This window comes from Pseudomonas sp. BN515 (assembly GCF_029873155.1).
Lineage (GTDB): Bacteria > Pseudomonadota > Gammaproteobacteria > Pseudomonadales > Pseudomonadaceae > Metapseudomonas.
Genome location: NZ_SSOH01000029.1, coordinates 179,897 through 202,657 on the forward strand (window position 1 = coordinate 179,897; position 22,761 = coordinate 202,657).

The following is a 22,761-nucleotide window of genomic DNA, read 5'->3' on the forward strand; positions in this document are numbered from 1 at the left end:
CTCGGTAGGGTGCGCCGTGCGCACCTTCATTCGGGTTTTCGGTGCGCGCGGCGCACCCTACGGATCATTCGCGGGCGCCGGGGATGGCCAGCAGCTCGCCGATGGCCTCGTCCAGGGTGGCGATCAGCTTGTCCACGTCCACGGCGGTGGTAGCCGGGCAGCAGAGGGTCATGTTGTGGAACGGCGTGATCAGGATGCCGCGGTTGATCAGGTAAAGGTGAAGGGCCATTTGCAGCTCATCGTGGAAAGCGGCTTCGGCCTCAGCGCCGGTACGCGGCGATACCGGGCAGAACTGGAATTCGCTGCGGGCGCCGAGCTCGGTCACCGACCACTTCAGGTCGTACTTGGCGATCAGGCTGCGGAAGCCGTCCGCCAGGCGCTTGGCCAGCGGCAGCATGTGGTCGTAGGCGGCCTGGGTCATCACCTGTTCAAGGTTGGCGCGCATGCAGTGCATGGCCAGGGCATTGGCCGAAAGGGTGGTGCCCATGCCGCTGTGGCCGTGGCCATGGCTGTCCTCCTGGGCCTTCTTGCGCGAGGCGAGCATCCGTTCCGCCATCTCCGCGCTGCAGCCGAAGATGCCGCAGGGCACGCCGCCGGCGATCGGCTTGCCGACCACGAAGAAGTCCGGGTCGAGGTTCCACAGGTGGGTGCAGCCACCGATGTCGGTCGAGATGGTGTGGGTTTCGTCGATGATCAGCAGGCTGCCGTACTTGCGAGTCAGCTCGCGGCACTTCTGCATGAAGCCCGGATCGGGCAGGACCATGCCGATGTTGGTCATCGCCGGCTCGCAGAGCAGGGCACAGACGTCGCCCTTGGCCAGTGCGGCTTCCAGCGCCTCGACATCGTTGAAGGGAATGGAGCGGCTGTACTGGGTCAGGTCGTACGCCTGGCCCACCAGGCCAGAGCGCGGCACGGTCTCGCCATCGCGGTAGCGCACCATCACGTCGTCCACGGTGCCGTGGTAGCAGCCGTCGAACACCAGCAGGGTCTTGCGCTCGGTGATGGCGCGGGCCCAGCGCAGCACGTAGCGGTTGGAGTCGGTGGCGGTGGCGGTCACTTGCCAGTAGGGCAGGCCGAAGCGCTGGGCCAGCAGCTCGCCGCAGACCACGGCGTCTTCACCCGGCAGCATGGTGGTCAGGCCATTGTTGGCCTGCTCGGCGATGGCGCGGGCGATGGGGTCCGGCGAGTGGCCGAACATGGTGCCGGTGTCGCCCAGGCAGAAGTCGATGTACTCGTGGCCGTCGACGTCATAGAAGCGGGCGCCCTTGGCGCGCTCGACGAACAGCGGGCAGGGCGTGGACCAGTCGGCCATCCAGTGCATCGGCACGCCGGCGTAGAGCGACTTGTGCGCGCGTTCGGCGAGGGCGACGGATTTCGGATTGCGCTCCAGGAAACGGGCGCGCTCGCGGGCGGCAAAGGTTTCCACGGCAGCTTGGCTGATTCCACTGGCAGTCATGTTGAACACCTCGTTCGAATTTCTGCACATCGTGTTTTGTGATCACAATTCTGTCAAGGCTTGCGAAAAAAGGCCCTGAAAATTAACTTGAAAGCATATTTGTGATCACAGGATCGAACGATAGACCAGATGGAAAGCCTCCGCTGGTCCGGACTCGACCTGGGGTCGTAGCGATCAACCCATCAACAGAAGGCGACCAAGCGCATGCGTAACTGCAGCCTGACCCTGAACCAACTGCCGGCGCCGCCGGCCCTTGCACGGTGATATGCCCATGGCCGAGAACCTGCAGGAACTGCTTTACCAACGACTACGCGAAGGCCTGCTGGCAGGCCATTTCAAACCCGGCGAGCGCCTGAAGATCCGCGATCTCGCCGCCGCCTGGGGCACCAGTCCGATGCCCGTGCGCGCCGCCTTGCAGCGCCTGGTGGCCGAAGGTGCCCTGGAGGGCGAGCCACAGCGCTCGGTGCGCGTGCCGCCCATGACCCGCGAACGCTTCAAGCAGATATTCCAGGTGCGCATGGCGCTGGAAGGCATGGCGGTGGAGGCGGCGGCGGGCCGGCTTTCCCCCGATGAACTGGATGTCCTGCAGGGCTGCATGGAGCGCATGGACGCCGCCATCGAGCAGCGCGACGTGCAGGGCTACCTGACCGACAACAGCCAGTTTCACCGGGTGCTGTATGGCGCCTGTGGCAACCCGGTCCTGTTGCGCACCATCGAAACCCTCTGGCTGCAAGTCGGCCCCTTCTTCAATCGCCTGTTCACCGAGGCGGACCTGTCGTTGCGTCTCAACGACTTCCACGAAGACGCCTTCAAGGCCTTGCAGGCCGGTGACGGCAAGGCTGCGCGCTTCGCCATCGAGCAGGACCTCACCTACTTCGGCCAATCCCTCCTCAACCTGCTGGAACTGGACTTCGCCCAGGCCCGCAGCGGCTGACCCGCCATTCCTCGGGAGCGGGCCGATCTCGCTCCCGTAGGACCTTTCAGGCAAGTGTTACTGCATATTGCATCGCCCTGGAGAGAAAGGTGGCGATGATAATCTGCGGCCGTTCCTAACCTCATTTTCCCTAATTCCTACATGGCTCCACCGGAGCCGAGCGAGTAGCCCGCGCGCGGGACCGCTGTGCCGCGCATTACAGAAAAGGAGTCCATCGCCATGCATGCCATCGCTTTCATCCAGGATCTTGCCGTGATCATGCTGGTCGCGGGCATGGTGACCATCCTTTTCCACCGCTTCAAACAACCGGTGGTGCTGGGCTACATCGTTGCCGGCTTCATCATCGGCCCGCACACGCCGCCCTTCGAGCTGATCCACGACGAAGAGACCATCAAGACCCTCGCCGAGCTGGGGGTGATCTTCCTGATGTTCTGCCTGGGCCTGGAATTCAGCCTGGCCAAGCTGTTCAAGGTGGGGGCTACCGCGTTCATCGCGGCCTTCCTGGAAATCGTGCTGATGATCTGGATCGGCTACGAGATCGGCAGTTACTTCGGCTGGAAGACCATGGATTCGCTGTTCCTCGGCGCGATCCTGGCGATCTCTTCCACCACCATCATCGTCAAGGCGCTCAGCGACCTGAAGATGAAGAACGAGCGCTTCGCGCAGCTGATCTTCGGTGTGCTGATCGTCGAAGACATCCTCGGCATCGGCATCATCGCGCTGCTCTCGGGCATCGCCGTGAGCGGCTCGGTGGAGACCGGGGAAGTGTTCGCCACGGTGGGCAAGCTCAGCCTGTTCATGATTGTCGCGCTGGTCATCGGCATCCTGCTGGTACCACGCCTGCTTGCCTACGTGGCGAAGTTCGAGAGCAACGAGATGCTGCTGGTGACGGTGCTCGGCCTCTGCTTCGGTTTCTGCCTGCTGGTGGTGAAGCTGGAATACAGCATGGTGCTGGGCGCCTTCCTGATCGGCGCGATCATGGCCGAGTCGCGCCAGCTGGTGCAGATCGAACGGCTGATCGAACCGGTGCGCGACATGTTCAGTGCGATCTTCTTCGTCGCCATTGGCCTGTTGATCGACCCCAAGATCCTGGTGGAGTACGCCTGGCCCATCGTCGTCATCACCCTCGCGGTGGTGCTGGGCAAGATGGTGTCCTGCGGCCTCGGCGCCTTCATCGCCGGTAATGACGGACGCACCTCGCTGCGGGTCGGCATGGGCCTGTCGCAGATCGGCGAGTTCAGCTTCATCATCGCCGCGCTGGGCATCACCCTGCAGGTCACCAGCGACTTCCTGTATCCGGTGGCCGTGGCCGTGTCGGCTATCACCACCCTGCTGACGCCTTATCTGATCCGCGCTGCCGACCCGCTGTCGATCAAGCTGGCCAAGGCCATGCCACGCCCGCTGGCGCGGGTGTTCGGCTACTACGGCGACTGGCTGCGCAGCATCCAGCCCCAGGGCCAGAGCGCGGTGCTGGCGGGGATGATCCGCAAGATCCTGCTGCAGGTGATGGTCAACCTGGCGCTGGTGGTGGCCATCTTCCTGGGCAGCGCCTATTTCGCCGGCACCCTGGCTGAGTACCTGAGCGAGTGGGTGGCCTCGCCCAACCTGCAGAAGGCGCTGATCTGGGGTGGCGCGCTCTTGTTATCGCTGCCCTTCCTGATCGCCGCCTACCGCAAGCTCAAGGCGCTTTCCATGCTGCTGGCGGAAATGGGCGTGACGCCGGACAAGGCCGGCCGCCACACCGAGCGGGTGCGCAAGGTGATCGCCGAGGTGATTCCGCTGCTGTCGCTGCTGGGCATCATGCTGCTGCTGATGGCGCTGTCGGCGAGCATCCTGCCGACGCTGGAACTGCTGGTGCTGATCGCCCTGCTGGCGGCAGGCGTCAGCGCATTGCTCTGGCGCTGGCTGATCCGCGTGCATTCACGGATGCAGATCGCGCTGATGGAGACCCTGGAGCAGAGCCAGGACCAGCATCACCGCTGATGGGGGGCTCGACGCGGATCGTAGGGTGCGCTGCGCGCACCTCTCGCGGAGTCGGTGGCTGGTGCGCATGGCGCACCCTACAGGCTGAGCCCATCTTCAACGCTGCTGTTGCGACGCAGAAATCAGTTGGCCAGCCAGACGTCTCTCGCCCAGTGCCACACCGAATCCCAGCTCTCGTCGGTAAGCTCGCCTTCGTCGCCGTCCCACAGCAATACTTCGCCCTCGCCATCGACCACGTAGTAGTCGCGGCCATCCTGGCAGAGCGGCACCAGGTCGCGGGGGACGCCCAGGTCCCAGGCCACGGCGGCGACTTCCGGCAGGAAGGTGTGGGATTGCGGGTCGGTGGCGGTTACTGGCTCCAGGCGGCCATAGACCACGTCGCTGACTTTGAGCAGGAACTCACGCAGCTCGAAGGGCAGGTTGATCAGCAACTGCTCCTCGATCTCCACCAGCAACTCCTCGTCCGGGAGCTCCAGGGGAACCGGTACCGGTTCGTTGAGTTCGCGCAGCTGTTCGATGACTTCTTCCATGGCGGCAGGCCCTCATGCATTGGGATGCGCTTTATACAGTAGCCGGGACCTGGGGAGAAAAGAGCCTGATCGTCACATGGAGATGCGCTGGTCCGCCAAACCGTTAAGCTCGACCTTTTTCCGAGGACCCCATCATGGCCATCGCCTGGACCTGCAAGCACCACAGCGAACTCGATACCCGCGAGCTCTATGGCTTCCTGGCGCTGCGCTGCAAGGTGTTCGTGGTGGAGCAGAACTGTCCCTACCTGGATGTCGATGGCCAGGACCTGGAAGCCGATACCTGCCATGTGATGGCCTGGGAAGATGGTGCGCTGCTGGCTTACCTGCGCCTGCTGGACCCGACGACCCAGGGCGGCGACGTGGTGATCGGGCGGGTGGTCAGTGCGGCCGAGGCTCGTGGCCGTGGCCTGGGACACGGGTTGATGGAGCGCGCCCTGGAAGAGGCCGGAAGGCGCTGGCCGGGGATGCCGGTGTACCTCTCCGCCCAGGCACATCTGCAGGGTTATTACGGCCGCTATGGCTTCTCGCCGGTGACCGAGGTCTACCTGGACGACGGCATTCCCCACATCGGCATGCGCCGCGCTTAGGCTTCAAGCTGCTTTAACGGACGCGGCTCAGTACCAACTGCTTCAGCCCTACGGGGGCTCGCTGGCTAAACTGTGTGCACCGATACGGCTGCCCCGGGCAGCCAACCATCCCTGGTTATCCACAGGAGGTGCATCATGCGAATGGCCGCAACCCTGCAGCGTAGCCTGGCGCGTTCCCATACCCGGTTCGATGTGGTGCCGCACCCGCACTCGGCCACGAGCCTCGAATCGGCTCGGGTCGCCAACATCCCGGCTGAGCGCCTGGCCAAGACGGTGATCCTCGACGATCGCCAAGGTCACTTCCTCATGGCGGTAGTACCTGCCAGCCGCCATCTGGACGTGGGCAAGGTACGCAAGGACGCCAGGCTCTGGCAGCTCACCCACGAGGCCGACCTGGCCAAACTGTTCAAGGACTGCGAACTCGGCGCCGTGCCCGCAGTAGGCGAGCCCTACGGCATGAATATGGTGGTGGACCCGCAGCTGACACGGCAGAAGGACATCTACCTGGAGGCGGGTGACCACGAGAATCTGGTGCATATGCGGATGGACGACTACCTGAAGCTGGTGCCGGATGCCGAAGTCTGCGAGCTCTGTCATTAGCGAGCATGATTTGCTGCGCTGCGCTCACACCGGACCATGAACAGGCTCAAAGGCGCACGGCCGCCGCAACCGCCGCCATTCTGGTTCCGTCGCTCCATCGCCCGTCGGCGTTGGCGGCGCGGTGGAGGTCGGCGCCAGTGAAAAGAAAAACCCCGGGACAAGCCCGGGGTTTTTTCAGTGCGCCAGCGATCAGTTCTGACGGATGCCTGCCACCAGCCAGGGCTGGTTGTCGCCGTTCACGCGCTCCATGCGCCAGCTCTCGCTGAACGCCTCGCCCTGGTCGAAGCGCGAGGATTTGGAGATGCCGCTGAAGGTCAGGGTGGCGACGGTCTTGTCGGCCAGTTCATCGATGCCGTCCAGTTGTACCTGGAGGTTGTCGATGTAGGTGGACTGGTAGGCGTCGCCCATGCTGGCGCGTTCTTCCTTGAGGAAGTTCAGCATCTGCGGGGTGACGAACTCGGCGATCTTGTCCATCTCGGCCGCGTCCCAGTGCTGCTGCAGGGCCATGAAGTGTTCACGGCCGGCTTCGACGAAGCGCTGCTCGTTGAACCAGCTCGGGGCGTTGAAGGCCGGCTGGGCAACCGGAGCGGCGCTGCCGAAGATCGGCGACTGCTGCTGCGGCATCTGCGGCATTTCGCGCTGGAACGGCGCATGGCCGCCAGCCATGGCGGGACGGCCCTGCTGCTGGGCGCGTTTGCGGGCGGCCAGGAAGCGGAAGATCAGGAAGGCGATCAGGCCGATGATGAGGAAGTCGAAGATCTGCATGCCGTCGAAGCCGTCGCCCATGAACATGGAGGCGAGCAGGCCACCGGCGGCGATGCCGGCCAGCGGGCCGAGCCAGCGGGACGCGCCGCTTGCGGCAGCGGGTTTGCCGGCTACGCCAGGAGCGGCGGCATTCGGGGTTTGCTGGGCAGGTGCTGCCTGGCGGGTCTGGTGAGTCGGCGCGGAGCCAAAGGACTTGCCGCCGCCCATACGCTTGGCGGCGTTGACATCCAGGCTCAGCGTCAGGCCGACGCAGAGGGCCAGGGCAATACTGAGGAATCGGCGCATCAGAGGCTTCTCTTGGTTATGAATCTACGCGCGCCATGCTGCACAGTCAGTCGCGCGATAGCTAGGGGCAGAGTGTTTCGGGATTTTGTCTGGCACTGAAATCGGCCTTTTCCGGCCTTGCCGTTCATCTGCGCAGTAGGAGGATCAATGGACCGCAACGCAGTTGCCTGCGAAGGAGGGCGCGCAGATCGGCCTCGTCCTCAGTGGGGTGGCGCAGCCAGTGGACGAAGGTACGCAGGTAGGCACCGGTGAGCAGGCTTTCCTCAGCGATGCGGCATAGATGCAGGGTTTCCCGTTGCGCTGCCTCGCGCCACCACTGCACGGTGCGGCTGATTCGCAACAGACCCGCCACTTGCAAGTGAAAATGGCCGGGCTCCAGCTTGTAGAGCAGCATCTGCCCGGTCACGGAGCGATGCGGCGCCAGGGCGCTGAGCCAGGCCATCAGCAGTTCTTCCAGACGCTTTTCGGCATTCAACGCCGTCAGGTCGCCGCCCTTGCCCCGTTCCAGTAGCGCCAGGTCGGCGCGGTCGAACCAGGCTTCCACCAGGTCATCTTTCTGCCGGAAGTGCTTGGCGATGGCGTCGAGGCCGACGCCGAGTTGGTTGGCCACCTCGAACAGGTGAAGCTGCTCCCAGCCGCAATTGTCGGCCAGGGACAGGGCGCAATCGAGAATCTGCTGGGCGCTGGGGGAGCGGGGCATGGAATTACCTCCGCCACTGAGTATGGCCAAGCTCGCGGAGGTGACAGGGGCATCGGACGGGCGGAGGGGGCGCATGCCTTTGTGGGAGCGAATTCATTCGCGAATGAATTCGCTCCCACAGGGCGGGATCAGAGCGGTTGCAGCTTGGCGTAGGCCAGCATCAGCCACTTGCTGCCTTCGCTCTCGAACTTCACCTGCACCCGGGCCTGGGCGCCGGCGCCTTCGAAGTTGAGGATGGTGCCCTCGCCGAACAAGGCGTGCTGCACGCGCTGGCCCAGGGAGAAGGGCGTTTCCGGCACGGCGGCGCCATCAAAGATGGAACCGTGGCGGCTGCCGGCACCCATGGGACGGCTGATGCTGTTGTTCAGGCGCACTTCGCGGATCAGCTGCGGCGGCACTTCGCGGACGAAGCGCGAGACCTTGTTGTAGGTCTCGCTGCCGTAGAGCCGGCGGGTTTCGGCGTAGGTCAGCACCAGGCGCTGCATGGCGCGGGTGACGCCGACATAGGCCAGGCGGCGTTCTTCCTCCAGGCGGGTCGGGTCTTCCATGCTCATCTTGTGCGGGAACAGGCCTTCTTCCATGCCCACCAGGAACACCAGCGGGAACTCCAGGCCCTTGGCGCTGTGCAGGGTCATCAGCTGCACGCTGTCCTCGAAGGCGTCGGCCTGGGTTTCCCCGGCTTCCAGCGAGGCGTGGCTGAGGAAGGCCTGCAGCGGGGTGAGGTCGTCCTCGGGCTCTTCGTTCTCGAAGGCGCGGGCGGCGCTGACCAGTTCTTCCAGGTTTTCCACGCGGGCCTGGCCTTTCTCGCCCTTCTCGTCCTTGTGGTAGGCCACCAGGCCGCTCTGCTCGATGACCGTCTGGGTCATCAGGTGCAGGGGCATGTCCAGGCACTTCGCGGTCAGGTTCTCGATCAGCTCCATGAAGGCCGCCAGGGCGCTGGAGGCGCGACCGGCCAGGGCCTTGTTGGCGATCATCAGGCGCATCGCTTCCCACATCGAGACTTCGTTGACGCGGGAGAACTCGCGGATGCTTTCCACGGTTTTCTCGCCGATGCCGCGCGGCGGTACGTTGATCACCCGCTCCAGCGCGGCGTCGTTGCCACGGCCGTCGAGCAGGCGCAGGTAGGCCATGGCGTTCTTGATCTCGGCGCGTTCGAAGAAGCGCTGGCCGCCATAGATGCGGTACGGGATCTTCTCGCGCAGCAGGGCCTCTTCCAGCACCCGCGACTGGGCGTTGGAGCGGTAGAGGATGGCGATCTCGCTGCGGGCCATGCCGTCTTTCAACGCGCTCTCGATGCTCTCCACCACATAGCGGGCTTCGTCGTGCTCGTTGAACGCGGCATACAGGCCGATGGGTTCGCCGTCTTCGCCCTCGGTCCACAGCTCCTTGCCCAGACGTCCCTGGTTGTTGGCGATCAGGGCGTTGGCAGCCTTGAGGATGCCGGCGGTGGAGCGGTAGTTCTGCTCCAGGCGGATCACCTCGGTGTCGGGGAAGTCGCTGGAGAACTGTTGGATGTTCTCGATCCGTGCACCGCGCCAGCCGTAGATGGACTGGTCGTCGTCGCCCACCACCATCAGGCTCTGGCCGCCCTTGGCGAGCAGGCGCAGCCAGGCGTACTGCACGGCGTTGGTGTCCTGGAACTCGTCCACCAGCACGTGGCGGAAGCGCCGCTGGTAGTGCTCCAGCAGGCTTGGGCGGTCGCGCCAGAGGTCGAGGGCGCGCAGCAGCAGCTCGGAGAAGTCGATCACTCCGGTGCGCGCGCAGGCGGCCTCGTAGGCTTCGTAGATCTTCAGCATGGTGCCGAGGAACAGGTCGCCGCCGGCCTGGATGTGCTGCGGACGGATGCCCTCGTCCTTCTGCCCGTTGATGAACCACTGTGCCTGGCGTGCCGGCCAGCGCTGCTCGTCGAGGCCGAGGTCGCGGATCACCCGCTTGACCAGGCGCTGCTGGTCGTCGCTGTCGAGAATCTGGAAGTTCTCGGCAAGGCCCGCTTCCTGCCAATGGGCACGCAACAGGCGGTGCGCCAGGCCGTGGAAGGTGCCGACCCACATGCCCGCCGGGTTGATCCCCAGCAGTTGCTCGATGCGCTGGCGCATCTCGGCGGCGGCCTTGTTGGTGAAGGTGACCGACAGGATCGAATGCGGCGAGGCCTGCTCCACCTGGATCAGCCAGGCGATGCGGTGCACCAGCACGCGGGTCTTGCCGGAACCGGCGCCGGCAAGCACCAGTTGACGCCCCAGCGAGGCCGCTACGGCCTGGCGTTGAGCATCGTTGAGGGAGTTCAGGAGGAGGGAGAGATCGTCATGCATCGCGGCATTCTAGGGGGGCGGCCGGGGCAGGGCAAACCGATGACCGGATGGTCAGCTGGACGGTCGCAGATGCTGGGGCCAGAGACCCTCCTAAAGTTGGGGGACGCTCGTCCGGAACCTCGCACATAAAGCTATTGCAGCTTCTCCCCGCTCGGGTAAGCTCCGGGCTCGCTTAGGCAGACCAAGACAAAAACAAGCGCCTATGACCGCTAATTCAATGTTTGCCGGCCAGACGCTGTCCCTGGCCGACAGCCGCGAGATTCGCCAGCAGTTCGCGACCGACATTGCGGCCGAACGCACGCGCCTTCTTTACCAGGGCTCCCAGGTCCCGACCCTGTTCATGCTGCTCAACGGCCTGGCCTGCGCCTACCTGCTCTGGGGGCCGGGCAACAGCCTGCTGCTCGGCGGCTGGCTGGTTTGGCTGGTGCTGCTGGCCATCCTGCGCCTGACCCAGGTGGCCGCATTCAAACAGGCGCTGCCCTCGAAGCAGGCCTGCCCGCGCTGGCGCCGGGCCTTCCTGCTGGGCGCCGGCGCCTCTGGCCTGACCCTGGCGTTCGCCGCCGTTGCGCTGGTGCCGCCGGACGCCTTCCTGACCCAGGCGCTGGTCTACGGGCTGATCGCCGCCGCGATCCTCTCCGCCAGCGTTGCCTATGCCGTCAGCCTTTCGGCCTTTCTCACGTTCGCCTTGCCCTGCCTGCTGCCCTCCATCACCTGGCTGCTGCTGGGCGATACGCCGCTGCTGCGCGGTTGGGGCGTGCTCGGGGTCATCCTCGCCGCCTCGCTCATGGTGGTGGCCTGGCAGGTCAACCGGCTGGTGCAGCGCAGCCTCTTGCAGCGCTTCCAGAACCAGGCGCTGATCAGCCACCTAGAGCAGGCCAAGGGCCGCGCCGAAGGCCTCAACGAAGAACTGGCCCGTGAAGTGGAGCAGCGCCGCCGCGCCGAGCGCGACCTGCGTCGTGCCCATGGCGAGCTGGAAATGCGCGTGGCCCAGCGCACGCTGGAGCTGGCCGATGCCAGCCACGCACTGGTGAAGAGCGAAGCGCGCCTGGCGCTGGCCCTGGAGGCGAGCGAGCTCGGCCTGTGGGACTGGAACCTGGAAACCGACGAAGTTCATCACACGCAGCTCAAAGCCATCTTCGGCATCGAGGCTGACGACGTCACCCGGGTCCTGAGCGACCTCAAGCCGCGCCTGCACCCGGACGACCTGCCGCTGCTGCGTCGGGCCCTGGTGGAACACATGAAGGGCCGTACGGACGGCTATGCCATCGACTACCGGGTACGCCACGTCGATGGCCACTGGGTCTGGGTGGAAGACCGTGGCCGCGTGGTGGAGCGGGATGACGAGGGCAAGGTGCTGCGCATGCTCGGCACCCGCCGCGACATCACCGCGCGCAAGCTCCAGGACGAAGAACAGCGCCTGGCGGCGACGGTGTTCGACGCGGCCAGCGAGGGCATCGTCATCCTCGACCCGGACTACCGGGTAATCCAGACCAACGCGGCGTTCAGCCAGGTCACCGGCTATCGCCAGGAAGAAGTGATCGGGCGTAGCGTCGCCACCCTGATCGGCACCCGCGAAGCCCGCCGCCGCTACCACCTGATCCGCGAAGAGCTGGAGCAGAGCGGCAGCTGGCAGGGCGAGCTGATGGACACCCGCAAGAACGGCGAGCTCTACCCGCAATGGCTGCAGCTCAACGTGGTGCGCGACTCGCGGGGCAATGTCAGCCATATCGTCGGTTTCTTCGCCGACCTTTCTGCCCGTCGCGAGGCCGAGGAGCGCTTGCGCTACCTGTCCAACTACGACGACCTGACCGGGCTGGCCAACCGCACCCTGTTCAAGGACCGGCTCCACGAAGCCAGCCAGCGCGCGCGCCAGAGCGGCCGCAGCCTGGCCTTGCTGCACATCGACCTGGATCGTTTCAAGGTGCTCAACGATAGCCTCGGTCATGAAGGGGCGGATCAGCTGTTGCGCCAGGTCAGCCGCCGCCTGACCCAGGCCGTGCCGGAGGCCGATACCATCGCGCGCCTGGCGGGCGATGAGTTCGCGGTGATCCTCGACGCCTACGGCAGCGTCGCCAACCTCGCGCGCCAGGCCAGTCGCCTGCTCGGCAAGCTGCGCATGCCGATGACCGTGGGCGGCCACGAACTGGTGATCAGCGGCTCCCTGGGCATCAGCCTGCTGCCGGAAAACGCCCGCGATATTTCCGCCCTGATCAGCCAGGCCAACATGGCCATGCAGCACGCCAAGCACCTGGGCGGCAACACCTTCCAGTTCTTCACCGACAACCTCCAGGCCTGCACCCTGGAGCGCCTGCAGATGGAGAACCAGCTGCGCAAGGCTATCGAGGAAGGCCAGCTGGAGGTCTTCTACCAGCCCAAGCTGGGCCTGGCCGACAACAGCCTGAATGCGGCGGAGGCGCTGGTGCGCTGGCGCCATCCGCAGCAGGGGCTGGTGCCGCCGGGGGACTTCATTGGTCTTGCCGAGGAAACCGGGCTGATCGCCCCCATCGGCGAATTCGTGCTGCGCCAGGCTTGCCAGCAGGCCCGCGAATGGCAGCGCCAGGGCCTGGCGGATATCCGCGTTTCGGTGAACCTGTCGATGCACCAGCTGCGCCAGGGCAACCTGGTGAGCCTGGTGCGCCAGGTGCTGGAGGAAACCGGCCTGCAGGCGCGCCTGCTGGAGCTGGAACTGACCGAAAGCCACCTGCTGGAAAACGTCGAGAACGTCATCGCCACGTTCCACCAACTGCGCCAGATCGGCGTGAAGCTGGCCATCGACGACTTCGGCACCGGTTATTCGTCCCTGAGCTACCTCAAGCGTTTCCCCGTGGACTACGTGAAGATCGACCAGACCTTCATCCGCGACCTCTCCGCCGGCAGCGAGGACGCCGCCATCACCCGCGCGATCATCGCCATGGCCCACAGCCTGGAGCTGAAAGTGGTGGCGGAGGGCGTTGAAAACCACGAGCAGCTCAGCTTCCTGCGTAGCCAGCGCTGCGACGAGATCCAGGGCTACCTGATCAGCCCGCCGGTGGAAGCGCCCCAGTTCGTGCGGCTGCTCAAGGAGCAGGCTGCGGCGCTCTGGCGCTGATCAGTTTCGGGCGGGGCGATGGGTATCACTCCGCTCGCGGAACGCGGCCCGACCCATCCTACGGAGCTGAAGCATTGTAGGAGCGAGCTCTGCTCGCGAAGTCTCATGCCACGGCGTTTCGCGAGCAGAGCTCGCTCCTACGGTCAGGCGCTGGCCGCCGTGCGGCTATTGCCGTTGCTGAACCAGCGCAGGAGCAGGGCGTTCTCCAGGTCCACGCCAGCAGGCAGCGGCAGGTACAGGGTGTGGCCGTCGCCCGGGGCTACCGCCTTGCGCTCGCCGTAGCGGTTTTCCAGGGCTTCCAGGCGGAAGTCGAGGTTGCCTTGCGGGGTCATCAATTGCAGGCGGTCGCCGACGGCGAAGTGATTCTTCACCCGCACCTCCGCCAACCCTTGGCGAACCACCCCGGTCAGCTCGCCGACGAACTGCTGGCGCTCCGACAGCGAGTAGCCGTGCTCATAGTTCTGGTACTCGTCGTGCACATGGCGGCGCAGGAAACCTTCGGTGTAGCCACGGTTGGCCAATGATTCGAGATCGTCCATCAGGGTGCGGTCGAAGGGGCGGCCGGCGCAGGCGTCGTCGATGGCCTTGCGATAGGCCTGGGCGGTGCGTGCCACATAGAAGTGCGACTTGGTGCGACCCTCGATCTTCAGCGAATGCACGCCCATCTGCAGCAAACGCTCCACGTGGTGCACGGCGCGAAGGTCCTTGGAATTCATGATGTAGGTGCCGTGCTCGTCCTCCCAGGCGGACATCAGTTCGCCGGGACGATTGGCTTCCTCCAACAGGACCACCTGGTCGCTCGGCTGGCCGCAGCCGAGGGTGGGCACCACCTGTCCCAGTTCGTCCTCATGGGCTGGCTTGGTGTCGTACTGCCAGCGGCAGGCGTTGGTGCAGGTGCCCTGGTTGGGGTCGCGGTGGTTGAGGTAGCCGGAGAGCAGGCAGCGGCCGGAATACGCCATGCACAGGGCACCGTGGACGAAGACCTCCAGTTCCATGCCCGGCACCTGCTGGCGAATTTCGCCGATTTCCTCCAGCGACAGCTCGCGGGACAGGATTACCCGGCTGAGCCCCTGCTGCTGCCAGAACTTCACACTGGCCCAGTTCACCGCGTTGGCCTGTACCGAGAGGTGGATGGGCATCTGCGGGAAATGCTCGCGAACCAGCATGATCAGGCCGGGATCGGACATGATCAGCGCGTCAGGCTTCATGGCGATCACCGGTTCCAGGTCCTTGAGGAAGGTACGCAGCTTGGCGTTGTGCGGGGCTATGTTCACCACCACGTAGAAGCGCTTGCCGGCGGCGTGGGCCTCCTGGATGCCGAGGGCCAGATTGGCGTGGTCGAATTCGTTGTTGCGTACCCGCAGGCTGTAGCGCGGTTGGCCGGCGTAGACGGCATCGGCACCGTAGGCGAAGGCGTAGCGCATGGCCTTGAGGGTGCCGGCGGGGGAGAGCAGTTCGGGGCTGTGCATGGCGCGGCTCGCGGAGTCTGGAGGACGGGCGCGCGATTCTAGGAACTGGGCGAGGGGGCTTTATTGCTCCAGAGCAATGTGCGACGCCGGGGTGTCGCACTCGCGAGGGCGGAAGTCGTTTTCGGTAGGGTGCGCTGTGCGCACCGGAAGGCCGGCGCGAGGGCACCCGGTGCGCACGGCGCACCCTACGGGATGGTCGCGGTCAGTCGTGCCAGGCGCGGCCGTGCAGTTCCAGCAGGCTGTGGGCTTGCTCCGGGCCGGTGGAGCCGGCGGGGTAGGGGCGCGGGCTCTGGTAGTGCTCGTGCCAGCCTTCGAGGATGGGGTCGACCCAGCGCCAGGCGGCTTCCACTTCATCGCGGCGCATGAAGAGCGTCGAATCGCCTTCGATCACGTCCAGCAGCAGGCGCTCGTAGGCATCCCAGCGGCGCTGATGGCTGAAGGCCTTGGCCAGGTTCAGGTCCAGTTCCACCGGCTCCAGGTTCATGCCCTTGCCGGGGCTCTTGGCCATCAGCTGCAGGCTGATGCGCTCTTCCGGCTGGAGGCGGATCAGCAGGCGGTTGGCCTCGCCGTCGGCGAACAGGCGGTGGGGCACCGGTTTGAACTGGATGACGATCTCCGAGTACTTGCGCGCCAGACGCTTGCCCGTGCGCAGGTAGAAGGGCACGCCGGCCCAGCGCCAGTTGTCGATCTCCGCCTGCACGGCGACGAAGGTCTCGGTGTCGCTGTCGTTGTCGACGTTCTTCTCGAAGTAGTAGGCGGGCACTTCCTGGCCGCCGATCTTGCCGGCGCTGTACTGCCCGCGCACTGTCTTGTCGCGCACATCCTGGCCGGAGACGGGTTTCAGCGCCTCGAGGATTTTCACCTTCTCGTTGCGCACCGCCTCGGCGTCGAAGCGCACCGGCGCTTCCATCGCTACCAGGCAAAGCAGTTGCAGCAAGTGGTTCTGCACCATGTCGCGCATGGCGCCGGAGCGGTCGTAGTAGGCGCCGCGGTTTTCCACGCCGAGGGTTTCGCAGACGCTGATCTGGACATGGTCGACATGCCCGGCGCGCCAGATCGGCTCGAACAGGCCGTTGGCGAAGCGCAGGGCCATCAGGTTCTGCACGGTTTCCTTGCCCAGATAGTGGTCGATGCGGAACACCTGGGATTCGTCGAACACCTTGCCGATGGCGGCGTTGATCGCACGGGCCGAATCCAGCGAATGGCCGATGGGCTTCTCCAGTACGATGCGCGACTGCGGAGTGGCCATGCGGGCGATGGAGAGGTGCGCAGCGATGTCCTCGAACAGGTCGGGGGCGGTGGCCAGGTAGTACACCCGCCCGCAGCCGGGATCGGGCCCCAGGTAGTGGGCCAGGCGGCCGAAGTCGGCGCTCTGGGATACGTCCATGGCGAAGTAGTCCAGGCGTTCGGAGAAGCCGCGCCAGGCCTCGGTGGTGAAGTCGGCGCGGGCCACCTGGGCCCGGCAGCGGCGCTCGGCCAGGGCGCGGAAGCCATCGCGGTCGAGGGTGTTGCGGGCGAGGGCGAGGATGCGCATCTGGGGATGCAGGCGTCCTTCGCGATGCAGGTGATAGAGGGCCGGAAGCAACTTGTGCAGGGCGAGATCGCCGGTGCCGCCGAAGACAAGCATGTCGCAGGAGCTGGTCAAGGATGCGCTCTCCCTTCCTTGCACGCTGAGAAAAGGTGGTTCAACTGGGCGGAGAAGCGACTCATGTAGTATAACTACAAGATCACTACAGCCTGGTTCAGCCGATCATAACCGAGTCGATAGCCGTTGCATGACGGAAGAATCCGGCAAGAACCCCATTCCAGACAGAGCCTGCCCTGTGAACCTGCTGCAACATATCGCCCAGTCGCGTCATCTGCTACGCAAGTCGGAACTGAAAGTCGCCGACCACGTCCTGCTCGATCCCGCAGCGGTCATGCACAGCTCCATGGCCGATCTGGCCCAGGGCGTCGGGGTCAGCGAGCCGACCATCGTGCGCTTCTGCCGTGCCATCGGCTGCGGCGGATTCCAGGACCTCAAGCTGAAACTGGCGCAGAGCCTGGCCGCCGGTGCCAGCTTCGGCCAGTTCGCGATACACGAGGATGACTCGGTCGCGGACTTCAGCCTGAAGATCTTCGACACCACCCTGCACACCCTGATGGAAGTCCGCGAGAAGCTCGACCCGGAAGCCCTGCAGCGCGCCATCGGCGCCTGCGCCCAGGCCCAGCGCGTGGAGTTCTACGGCTTCGGCGCATCCGGTGCGGTGGCGGCGGATGCCCAGCACAAGTTCTTCCGCCTGCTGCTTACCGCGGCGGCCTATTCCGACCCGCACATGCAGGCGATGTCGGCGGTCACCCTGAAGCCTTCGGATGTGGCCATCTGCATTTCCCAGTCGGGCCGCTCCAAGGACCTGCTGATCACCGCCAACCTGGTGCGTGAAGCCGGCGCGACCCTGATCACCCTGTGCCCGAGCCAGACTCCCCTGGCAGATCTCGCCACGGTGAACCTCGCCATCGACGTGCAGGAAGACACCGAGATCTACACCCCGCTCACCTCGCGCATCGCCCACCTGGTGGTGATCGACGTGCTCGCCATGGGCGTCGCCATGGCCCGTGGCCCGAGCCTGGTTAACCACCTCAAGAGCGTGAAGCGAAGCCTGCGCAGCCTGCGCCTGTCGCCCAAGTCGGTGAAGAGCGCCGAGGACTGAGCCGCTCAGAGCCTGTTCAGGGGTTGAGGCGTCAAGCCAGGCCCTGACGCACGAGCAGCCTCTCTATCGCCTCGATGAAAGGCCCGCTGCCCGGCCAACTGGTGATCCGTCCCAGCGGCCGGCCGTGGTAGAGGGCAACGAAGGTGGGAACCCCGTGCAGGCCGTAGCGCAGCGCCAGCGCCGGGTCTTCATCCACTTCGTCGTGCAGCCAGCGCACCTGCGGCCACTGGCAGCGCTCCTGGGTGCGCAACAGGTCGTGCTTGGCGACGTCGCAGAGAGGGCAGTCGTCCTGCCAGAGGTAGAGCAGCACCAGCTTCTGCCGTTCGCTGGCCAGTACGTCATCGATGATGCTTGCGCGCACCCGTTGGATCGGAAAGCGTTGGAAGAACTCGACGGCATTGCTCATGGCGTCCTCCAGCGGCGTTACCCGTCTACTGCTGAGCAAAGTCTGGCGCCGGCAGTCTGTCCAGCTACCTGAAACTCCCGCTTCACCACAGATTCACCGAGCCTTCGCGAAAGCGTCACAGGGGCGGGTGATCCTGCGCCTGTCAGCCTGCTTCCGAACCCACCCTGGGAGAGACGCCATGCAACGCTTTCACGATGAATCCGTACATCTGGACAGCAAGACCCGGCGAAAACTGGAGGACCAACGGCGTATGCAGTTCCGCCGCGCCATCGAAGACCGAGCCGAGCAACGCCGCCTGCAGGCGGAGTGCTCGGACTATCCCTACCCCGAATTGATCGCCGTTAACTACCTGTTGTCGTCAAAGGCAGTGCGCCGGAAAAACGGTGCGAAAGCGCGCTGATCTGGGCGCGTTCTTCGCGGATAAAGGCTAAAAACGCCTGGGCGACCGGCGACAGCCGCTTGCCCTTGGCGTGTACCGCGCACCAACTCCGGTAAAGCGGCAGCTCCTCCACCGGCAGCTCCCGCAGCAACCCCGTTGCCAGTTCCAGGCTCACCGCGTGGCGCGGGATCAGGGCGATCCCCAGGTCAGCCACCACGCATTCCTTCTGCGCATCCAGTGAAGCCACTTCCATGGTCTGGGCGAAGTGCGCGCGCTTCTGCTGGAAGTATTCCTCGCAGGCCTTGCGGGTGCCCGAGCCGGCCTCGCGGACCAGCAGCGTGTAGGGCTCCAGGTCCTTCAGGGTCAGCTTGGCGGCATTGCACAGCGGGTGGCCCGGCGGCGCTACGGCCACGATCGGGTTGTTCAGGAAGGGCAGGAACTCCAGGGCCATGTCCTGGGGCACCAGGGACATGATCACCAGGTCGTCGCGGTTATCCGAAAGGCGTTTGATGACCTGGGCGCGGTTGGTCACCACCAGGTGCAGGCTGACGTCCGGGTGCTGTTCGCGGAAGGCGGCGAAAAGGTGCGGAACGAAGTACTTGGCACTGGACTCTACCGCCAGGTTGAGCTGGCCTTGCAGCGAGCCCTGGAGATCCGAGAGCTGCATGTCGAGGCTGGCCAGGCGCTGGAAGATATCGCTGCTGGCGCGCATCAGTGCCTCGGCGGCGTCGGTCACGTAGAGCTTCTTGCCGACGTACTCGAACAGCGGTTGGCCCACCAGCTCCTCGAGCTGGCGGATCTGCAGGCTGACGGCCGGTTGGGTCAGTGCCATTTCCTCGGCCGCGCGGCTGTAGGAGCGGCTTTCGAACACCGCTCGGAATACCTGGAGCTGGCGCAGGGTCATGCGCAGCAGTGTCTTGCGCATCGGTGGGTGGCCTCGCGGATGGGCAGGGGTGGCTGACTATAAGACGATCCTAATGGATAACCCAATAATTATTGATTGGGGTTATTCACATCGAGCGCGTAGGGTAATGACGCGACCGCTTCACGATCAGCGGTCACTCAACGACCGGCCCAGCCGTTCGCCTGTTCACTTGGTCGAGGGAAAACTCGTGATCAAGAAAATCCTGATCGCCAACCGTGGTGAGATCGCCGTCCGCATCGTGCGCGCTTGCGCCGAAATGGGCATCCGCTCGGTGGCCATCTACTCCGATGCCGACCGGCACGCCCTGCACGTCAAGCGCGCTGATGAGGCCTACAGCATCGGCGACGATCCTCTGGCGGGCTACCTGAACCCGCGCAAACTGGTGAATCTGGCGGTCGAGACCGGCTGCGATGCCCTGCATCCGGGCTACGGTTTCCTCTCAGAGAATGCCGAACTGGCGGATATCTGCGCCGAGCGCGGGATCAAGTTCATCGGCCCCTCCGCCGAAGTGATCCGCCGCATGGGCGACAAGACCGAAGCGCGCCGCAGCATGATCAAGGCCGGCGTACCGGTCACCCCCGGCACCGAAGGCAACGTCGCTGACCTCGCAGAAGCGCTGCGCGAAGGCGAGCGCATCGGCTACCCGGTGATGCTCAAGGCCACCTCCGGTGGTGGCGGTCGCGGCATCCGTCGTTGCAACAGCCGCGAGGAGCTGGAGCAGGCCTACCCGCGTGTGATCTCCGAAGCCACCAAGGCCTTCGGCTCGGCTGAAGTCTTCCTCGAGAAGTGCATCGTCAACCCGAAGCACATCGAAGCGCAGATCCTCGCCGACTCCTTCGGCAACACCGTGCACCTGTTCGAGCGCGACTGCTCGATCCAGCGCCGCAACCAGAAGCTCATCGAAATCGCCCCGAGCCCGCAGCTCACCCCCGAGCAGCGCGCCTACATCGGTGACCTCGCCGTGCGCGCGGCCAAGGCCGTGGGCTACGAGAACGCCGGCACCGTGGAGTTCCTGCTCGCCGAGGGCGAGGTGTACTTCATGGAGATGAACACCCGCGTGCAGGTGGAACACACCATCACCGAGGAAATCACCGGCATCGACATCGTCCGCGAGCAGATCCGCATCGCGTCGGGCCTGGAACTGTCGGTCAAGCAGGACGACATCATCCACCGCGGCTTCGCCCTGCAGTTCCGCATCAACGCCGAGGACCCGAAGAACAACTTCCTGCCGTCCTTCGGCAAGATCACCCGTTACTACGCCCCTGGCGGCCCCGGCGTTCGCACCGATACCGCGATCTACACCGGCTACACCATTCCGCCGTACTACGACTCCATGTGCCTGAAGCTGATCGTCTGGGCACTGACCTGGGAAGAAGCGCTGGACCGTGGCCTGCGTGCGCTGGATGACATGCGCGTGCAGGGTGTGCGGACCACCGCGCCCTACTACCAGGAAATCCTGCGCAATCCCGAGTTCCGCAGCGCCGAGTTCAACACCAGCTTCGTCGAGAGCCATCCGGAGCTGACCCAGTACTCGATCAAGCGCAACCCGTCGCACCTGGCCATCGCCATCGCCACCGCCATCGCCGCCCACGCCGGCCTGTAGGGGAAGGATTCAGAACATGAGCAAGAAGATTTCGATCACCGATACCATCCTGCGCGATGCGCACCAGTCCCTGCTGGCCACCCGCATGCGCACCGAAGACATGCTTCCCATCTGCGACAAGCTCGACAAGGTCGGCTACTGGTCGCTGGAAGTCTGGGGCGGCGCCACCTTCGACGCCTGCGTGCGCTTCCTCAAGGAAGACCCGTGGGAGCGCCTGCGCAAGCTCAAGGCCGCCCTGCCCAACACCCGCCTGCAGATGCTCCTGCGCGGCCAGAACCTGCTGGGCTACCGCCACTACAGCGATGACGTGGTTCGTGCCTTCGTCGCCAAGGCCGCGGTCAACGGCATCGACGTGTTCCGCATCTTCGACGCGATGAACGACGTGCGTAACTTGCGTGTCTCCATCGAAGCCGTGAAGGCCGCCGGCAAGCACGCCCAGGGCACCATCTGCTACACCACCAGCCCCGTGCACACCATCGACGCCTTCGTGAATCAGGCCAAGACCATGGCTGCCATGGGTGTCGACTCCATCGCCATCAAGGACATGGCCGGCCTGCTGACCCCGTTCGCCACCGGCGACCTGGTCAAGGCCCTGAAGGATGCCCTGCCGCTGGAAGTGGTGGTGCACTCCCACGACACCGCCGGCGTGGCCAGCATGTGCCAATTGAAGGCCGTGGAGAACGGTGCTGACCGTATCGATACCGCCATCTCCAGCATGGCCTGGGGCACCAGCCACCCGGGCACCGAGTCGATGGTTGCCGCCCTGCGCAACACCCCCTTCGACACCGGCCTGGACCTGGAGCTGATCCAGGAAATCGGCATGTACTTCCACGCCGTGCGCAAGAAGTACCACCAGTTCGAAAGCGAATTCACCGGCGTGGACACCCGCGTGCAGGTCAACCAGGTTCCGGGCGGCATGATCTCCAACCTGGCCAACCAGCTGAAGGAGCAGGGCGCCCTCAACCGCATGGCCGAAGTGCTGGAAGAAATCCCGCGCGTGCGTGCCGACCTCGGCTTCCCGCCCCTGGTGACGCCGACCTCGCAGATCGTCGGCACCCAGGCCTTCTTCAACGTGCTGGCCGGCGAGCGTTACAAGACCATCACCAACGAAGTGAAGCTCTACCTGCAGGGCCGCTACGGCAAGGCGCCGGGTGAGATCAACGAGCAGCTGCGCCGCCAGGCCATCGGCAACGAAGAAGTCATCGACGTGCGTCCGGCCGACCTGATCAAGCCCGAGCTGGACAAGCTGCGCGCCGACATTGGCAGCCTGGCCAAGTGCGAAGAGGACGTGCTGACCTTCGCCATGTTCCCGGACATTGGCCGCAAGTTCCTCGAAGAGCGCGCCGCCGGCACCCTGAAGCCGGAAGAGCTGCTGCCCATGCCCAACGGCAAGGGTGCGGTTGCGGTCGGCGGCGAAGGTACTCCGACTGAGTTCGTGGTGGACGTGCATGGCGAGAGCTACCGCATCGACATCACCGGCGTCGGTGTGAAGAGCGACGGCAAGCGCCACTTCTACCTCGCCATCGACGGCATGCCGGAAGAGGTGGTGTTCGAGCCGCTCAACGAGTTCGTCGCAGGTGCCGGCAGCAAGCGCAAGCAGGCCAGCGCCCCGGGCGATGTCAGCACCACCATGCCGGGCAACATCGTCGACGTGCTGGTGAAGGAAGGCGACCAGGTGAAAGCCGGTCAGGCCGTACTGATCACCGAAGCGATGAAGATGGAAACCGAAGTCCAGGCGCCCATCGCCGGTACCGTCAAGGCCATCCACGTGGCCAAGGGCGACCGCGTGAACCCGGGCGAGATCCTGATCGAAATCGCCTGATTGCTCCGGCGATAGTCCCCGTAGGGAGCCGCAAGGCTCCCTTTTTTTGTGTCCGAGAAGAAGGTAGATGTCTTTGGCTCGGTCTGGATCGTAGGGTGCGCTGTGTGTGCACCGATTCCACGAACCGCCACGGCATCTGGTCAAACCGCCGGTGCGCACGGCGCACCCTACCGGATCAGCGTCATCCTGCTAGCCCCTGCTCGTGCCAATGACGATTTCTGATTTCCATC

18 protein-coding genes are annotated in these 22,761 nt (G+C 65.0%); 9 read left to right on the forward strand and 9 right to left on the reverse strand.

Annotation, left to right across the window (positions count from 1 at the left end):
• Positions 1-64: 64 nt before the first annotated feature.
• Positions 65-1,456 (reverse strand): aspartate aminotransferase family protein, encoded by a 1,392-nt coding sequence (locus E8E91_RS08505; RefSeq protein WP_280375389.1) that lies wholly within the window; start codon positions 1,454-1,456, stop codon positions 65-67.
• Between the two features lie 271 nt (positions 1,457-1,727).
• Here E8E91_RS08505 and E8E91_RS08510 point away from each other — a divergent pair, with 271 nt between their 5' ends.
• Positions 1,728-2,390 carry a GntR family transcriptional regulator gene (locus E8E91_RS08510; RefSeq protein WP_280375390.1) on the forward strand — a complete coding sequence of 221 codons (663 nt, stop codon included), beginning with the start codon at positions 1,728-1,730 and terminating at the stop codon, positions 2,388-2,390.
• A gap of 219 nt (positions 2,391-2,609) precedes the next feature.
• On the forward strand, positions 2,610-4,373 hold the full coding sequence (locus E8E91_RS08515; protein ID WP_280375391.1) for a cation:proton antiporter: 1,764 nt from the start codon (positions 2,610-2,612) through the stop codon (positions 4,371-4,373).
• A gap of 122 nt (positions 4,374-4,495) precedes the next feature.
• On the opposite strand, the gene E8E91_RS08520 is transcribed toward E8E91_RS08515, so the two are convergent.
• Complete coding sequence (locus E8E91_RS08520) at positions 4,496-4,903, reverse strand: SMI1/KNR4 family protein (protein ID WP_280369818.1); 408 nt, start codon at positions 4,901-4,903, stop codon at positions 4,496-4,498.
• Between the two features lie 134 nt (positions 4,904-5,037).
• Here E8E91_RS08520 and E8E91_RS08525 point away from each other — a divergent pair, with 134 nt between their 5' ends.
• Together E8E91_RS08525 and E8E91_RS08530 are read left to right on the forward strand one after the other, a co-directional pair.
• Positions 5,038-5,490 (forward strand): GNAT family N-acetyltransferase, encoded by a 453-nt coding sequence (locus tag E8E91_RS08525; protein ID WP_280375392.1) that lies wholly within the window; start codon positions 5,038-5,040, stop codon positions 5,488-5,490.
• A 135-nt stretch (positions 5,491-5,625) separates the two neighbouring features.
• Positions 5,626-6,090: a YbaK/EbsC family protein gene (locus E8E91_RS08530; RefSeq protein ID WP_280369822.1), complete on the forward strand. Its 465-nt coding sequence runs from the start codon at positions 5,626-5,628 to the stop codon at positions 6,088-6,090.
• Between the two features lie 189 nt (positions 6,091-6,279).
• On the opposite strand, the gene E8E91_RS08535 is transcribed toward E8E91_RS08530, so the two are convergent.
• The 3 genes from E8E91_RS08535 to uvrD all read right to left on the reverse strand — a co-directional run bounded on the left by E8E91_RS08535 (position 6,280) and on the right by uvrD (position 10,149).
• Complete coding sequence (locus E8E91_RS08535) at positions 6,280-7,140, reverse strand: Tim44 domain-containing protein (protein WP_280369824.1); 861 nt, start codon at positions 7,138-7,140, stop codon at positions 6,280-6,282.
• 124 nt (positions 7,141-7,264) lie between these two features.
• Positions 7,265-7,840, reverse strand: coding sequence for a TetR/AcrR family transcriptional regulator (locus E8E91_RS08540; RefSeq protein WP_280375393.1), 576 nt, complete (start codon positions 7,838-7,840; stop codon positions 7,265-7,267).
• Between the two features lie 128 nt (positions 7,841-7,968).
• Positions 7,969-10,149, reverse strand: coding sequence for a DNA helicase II (uvrD, locus tag E8E91_RS08545; protein WP_190829082.1), 2,181 nt, complete (start codon positions 10,147-10,149; stop codon positions 7,969-7,971).
• Positions 10,150-10,351: 202 nt separating this feature from the next.
• Here uvrD and E8E91_RS08550 point away from each other — a divergent pair, with 202 nt between their 5' ends.
• Positions 10,352-13,237, forward strand: coding sequence for an EAL domain-containing protein (locus tag E8E91_RS08550; RefSeq protein ID WP_280375394.1), 2,886 nt, complete (start codon positions 10,352-10,354; stop codon positions 13,235-13,237).
• A gap of 143 nt (positions 13,238-13,380) precedes the next feature.
• Here E8E91_RS08550 and yegQ read toward each other — a convergent pair whose 3' ends face one another.
• Together yegQ and zwf are read right to left on the reverse strand one after the other, a co-directional pair.
• Positions 13,381-14,706 carry a tRNA 5-hydroxyuridine modification protein YegQ gene (gene yegQ, locus E8E91_RS08555; RefSeq protein WP_280375395.1) on the reverse strand — a complete coding sequence of 442 codons (1,326 nt, stop codon included), beginning with the start codon at positions 14,704-14,706 and terminating at the stop codon, positions 13,381-13,383.
• Between the two features lie 202 nt (positions 14,707-14,908).
• Positions 14,909-16,333: a glucose-6-phosphate dehydrogenase gene (gene zwf / locus E8E91_RS08560; RefSeq protein WP_280375423.1), complete on the reverse strand. Its 1,425-nt coding sequence runs from the start codon at positions 16,331-16,333 to the stop codon at positions 14,909-14,911.
• Positions 16,334-16,529: 196 nt separating this feature from the next.
• Between zwf and hexR the strand changes: the two genes are divergently transcribed.
• A complete protein-coding gene (gene hexR / locus E8E91_RS08565; protein ID WP_151138991.1) occupies positions 16,530-17,396 on the forward strand; it encodes a transcriptional regulator HexR in 867 nt (288 codons plus the stop codon).
• A gap of 31 nt (positions 17,397-17,427) precedes the next feature.
• On the opposite strand, the gene E8E91_RS08570 is transcribed toward hexR, so the two are convergent.
• Positions 17,428-17,802: a thioredoxin family protein gene (locus E8E91_RS08570; RefSeq protein WP_280369834.1), complete on the reverse strand. Its 375-nt coding sequence runs from the start codon at positions 17,800-17,802 to the stop codon at positions 17,428-17,430.
• Between the two features lie 178 nt (positions 17,803-17,980).
• Here E8E91_RS08570 and E8E91_RS08575 point away from each other — a divergent pair, with 178 nt between their 5' ends.
• The gene (locus E8E91_RS08575; protein WP_280375396.1) at positions 17,981-18,202 is read left to right on the forward strand and encodes a transcriptional regulator; all 222 of its coding nucleotides are present in this window, start codon (positions 17,981-17,983) and stop codon (positions 18,200-18,202) included.
• Here the strand turns inward: E8E91_RS08575 and E8E91_RS08580 are convergent.
• Positions 18,144-19,091, reverse strand: a complete 948-nt coding sequence (locus tag E8E91_RS08580; RefSeq protein WP_280370612.1) for a LysR family transcriptional regulator — start codon at positions 19,089-19,091, stop codon at positions 18,144-18,146. The two genes, E8E91_RS08575 and E8E91_RS08580, sit on opposite strands and share 59 nt — an antisense overlap.
• Before the next feature lie 202 nt (positions 19,092-19,293).
• Here E8E91_RS08580 and E8E91_RS08585 point away from each other — a divergent pair, with 202 nt between their 5' ends.
• Together E8E91_RS08585 and oadA are read left to right on the forward strand one after the other, a co-directional pair.
• The gene (locus tag E8E91_RS08585; protein ID WP_280375397.1) at positions 19,294-20,709 is read left to right on the forward strand and encodes an acetyl-CoA carboxylase biotin carboxylase subunit; all 1,416 of its coding nucleotides are present in this window, start codon (positions 19,294-19,296) and stop codon (positions 20,707-20,709) included.
• Positions 20,710-20,725: 16 nt separating this feature from the next.
• Complete coding sequence (gene oadA, locus E8E91_RS08590) at positions 20,726-22,531, forward strand: sodium-extruding oxaloacetate decarboxylase subunit alpha (RefSeq protein ID WP_280375398.1); 1,806 nt, start codon at positions 20,726-20,728, stop codon at positions 22,529-22,531.
• Positions 22,532-22,761 lie beyond the last annotated feature (230 nt).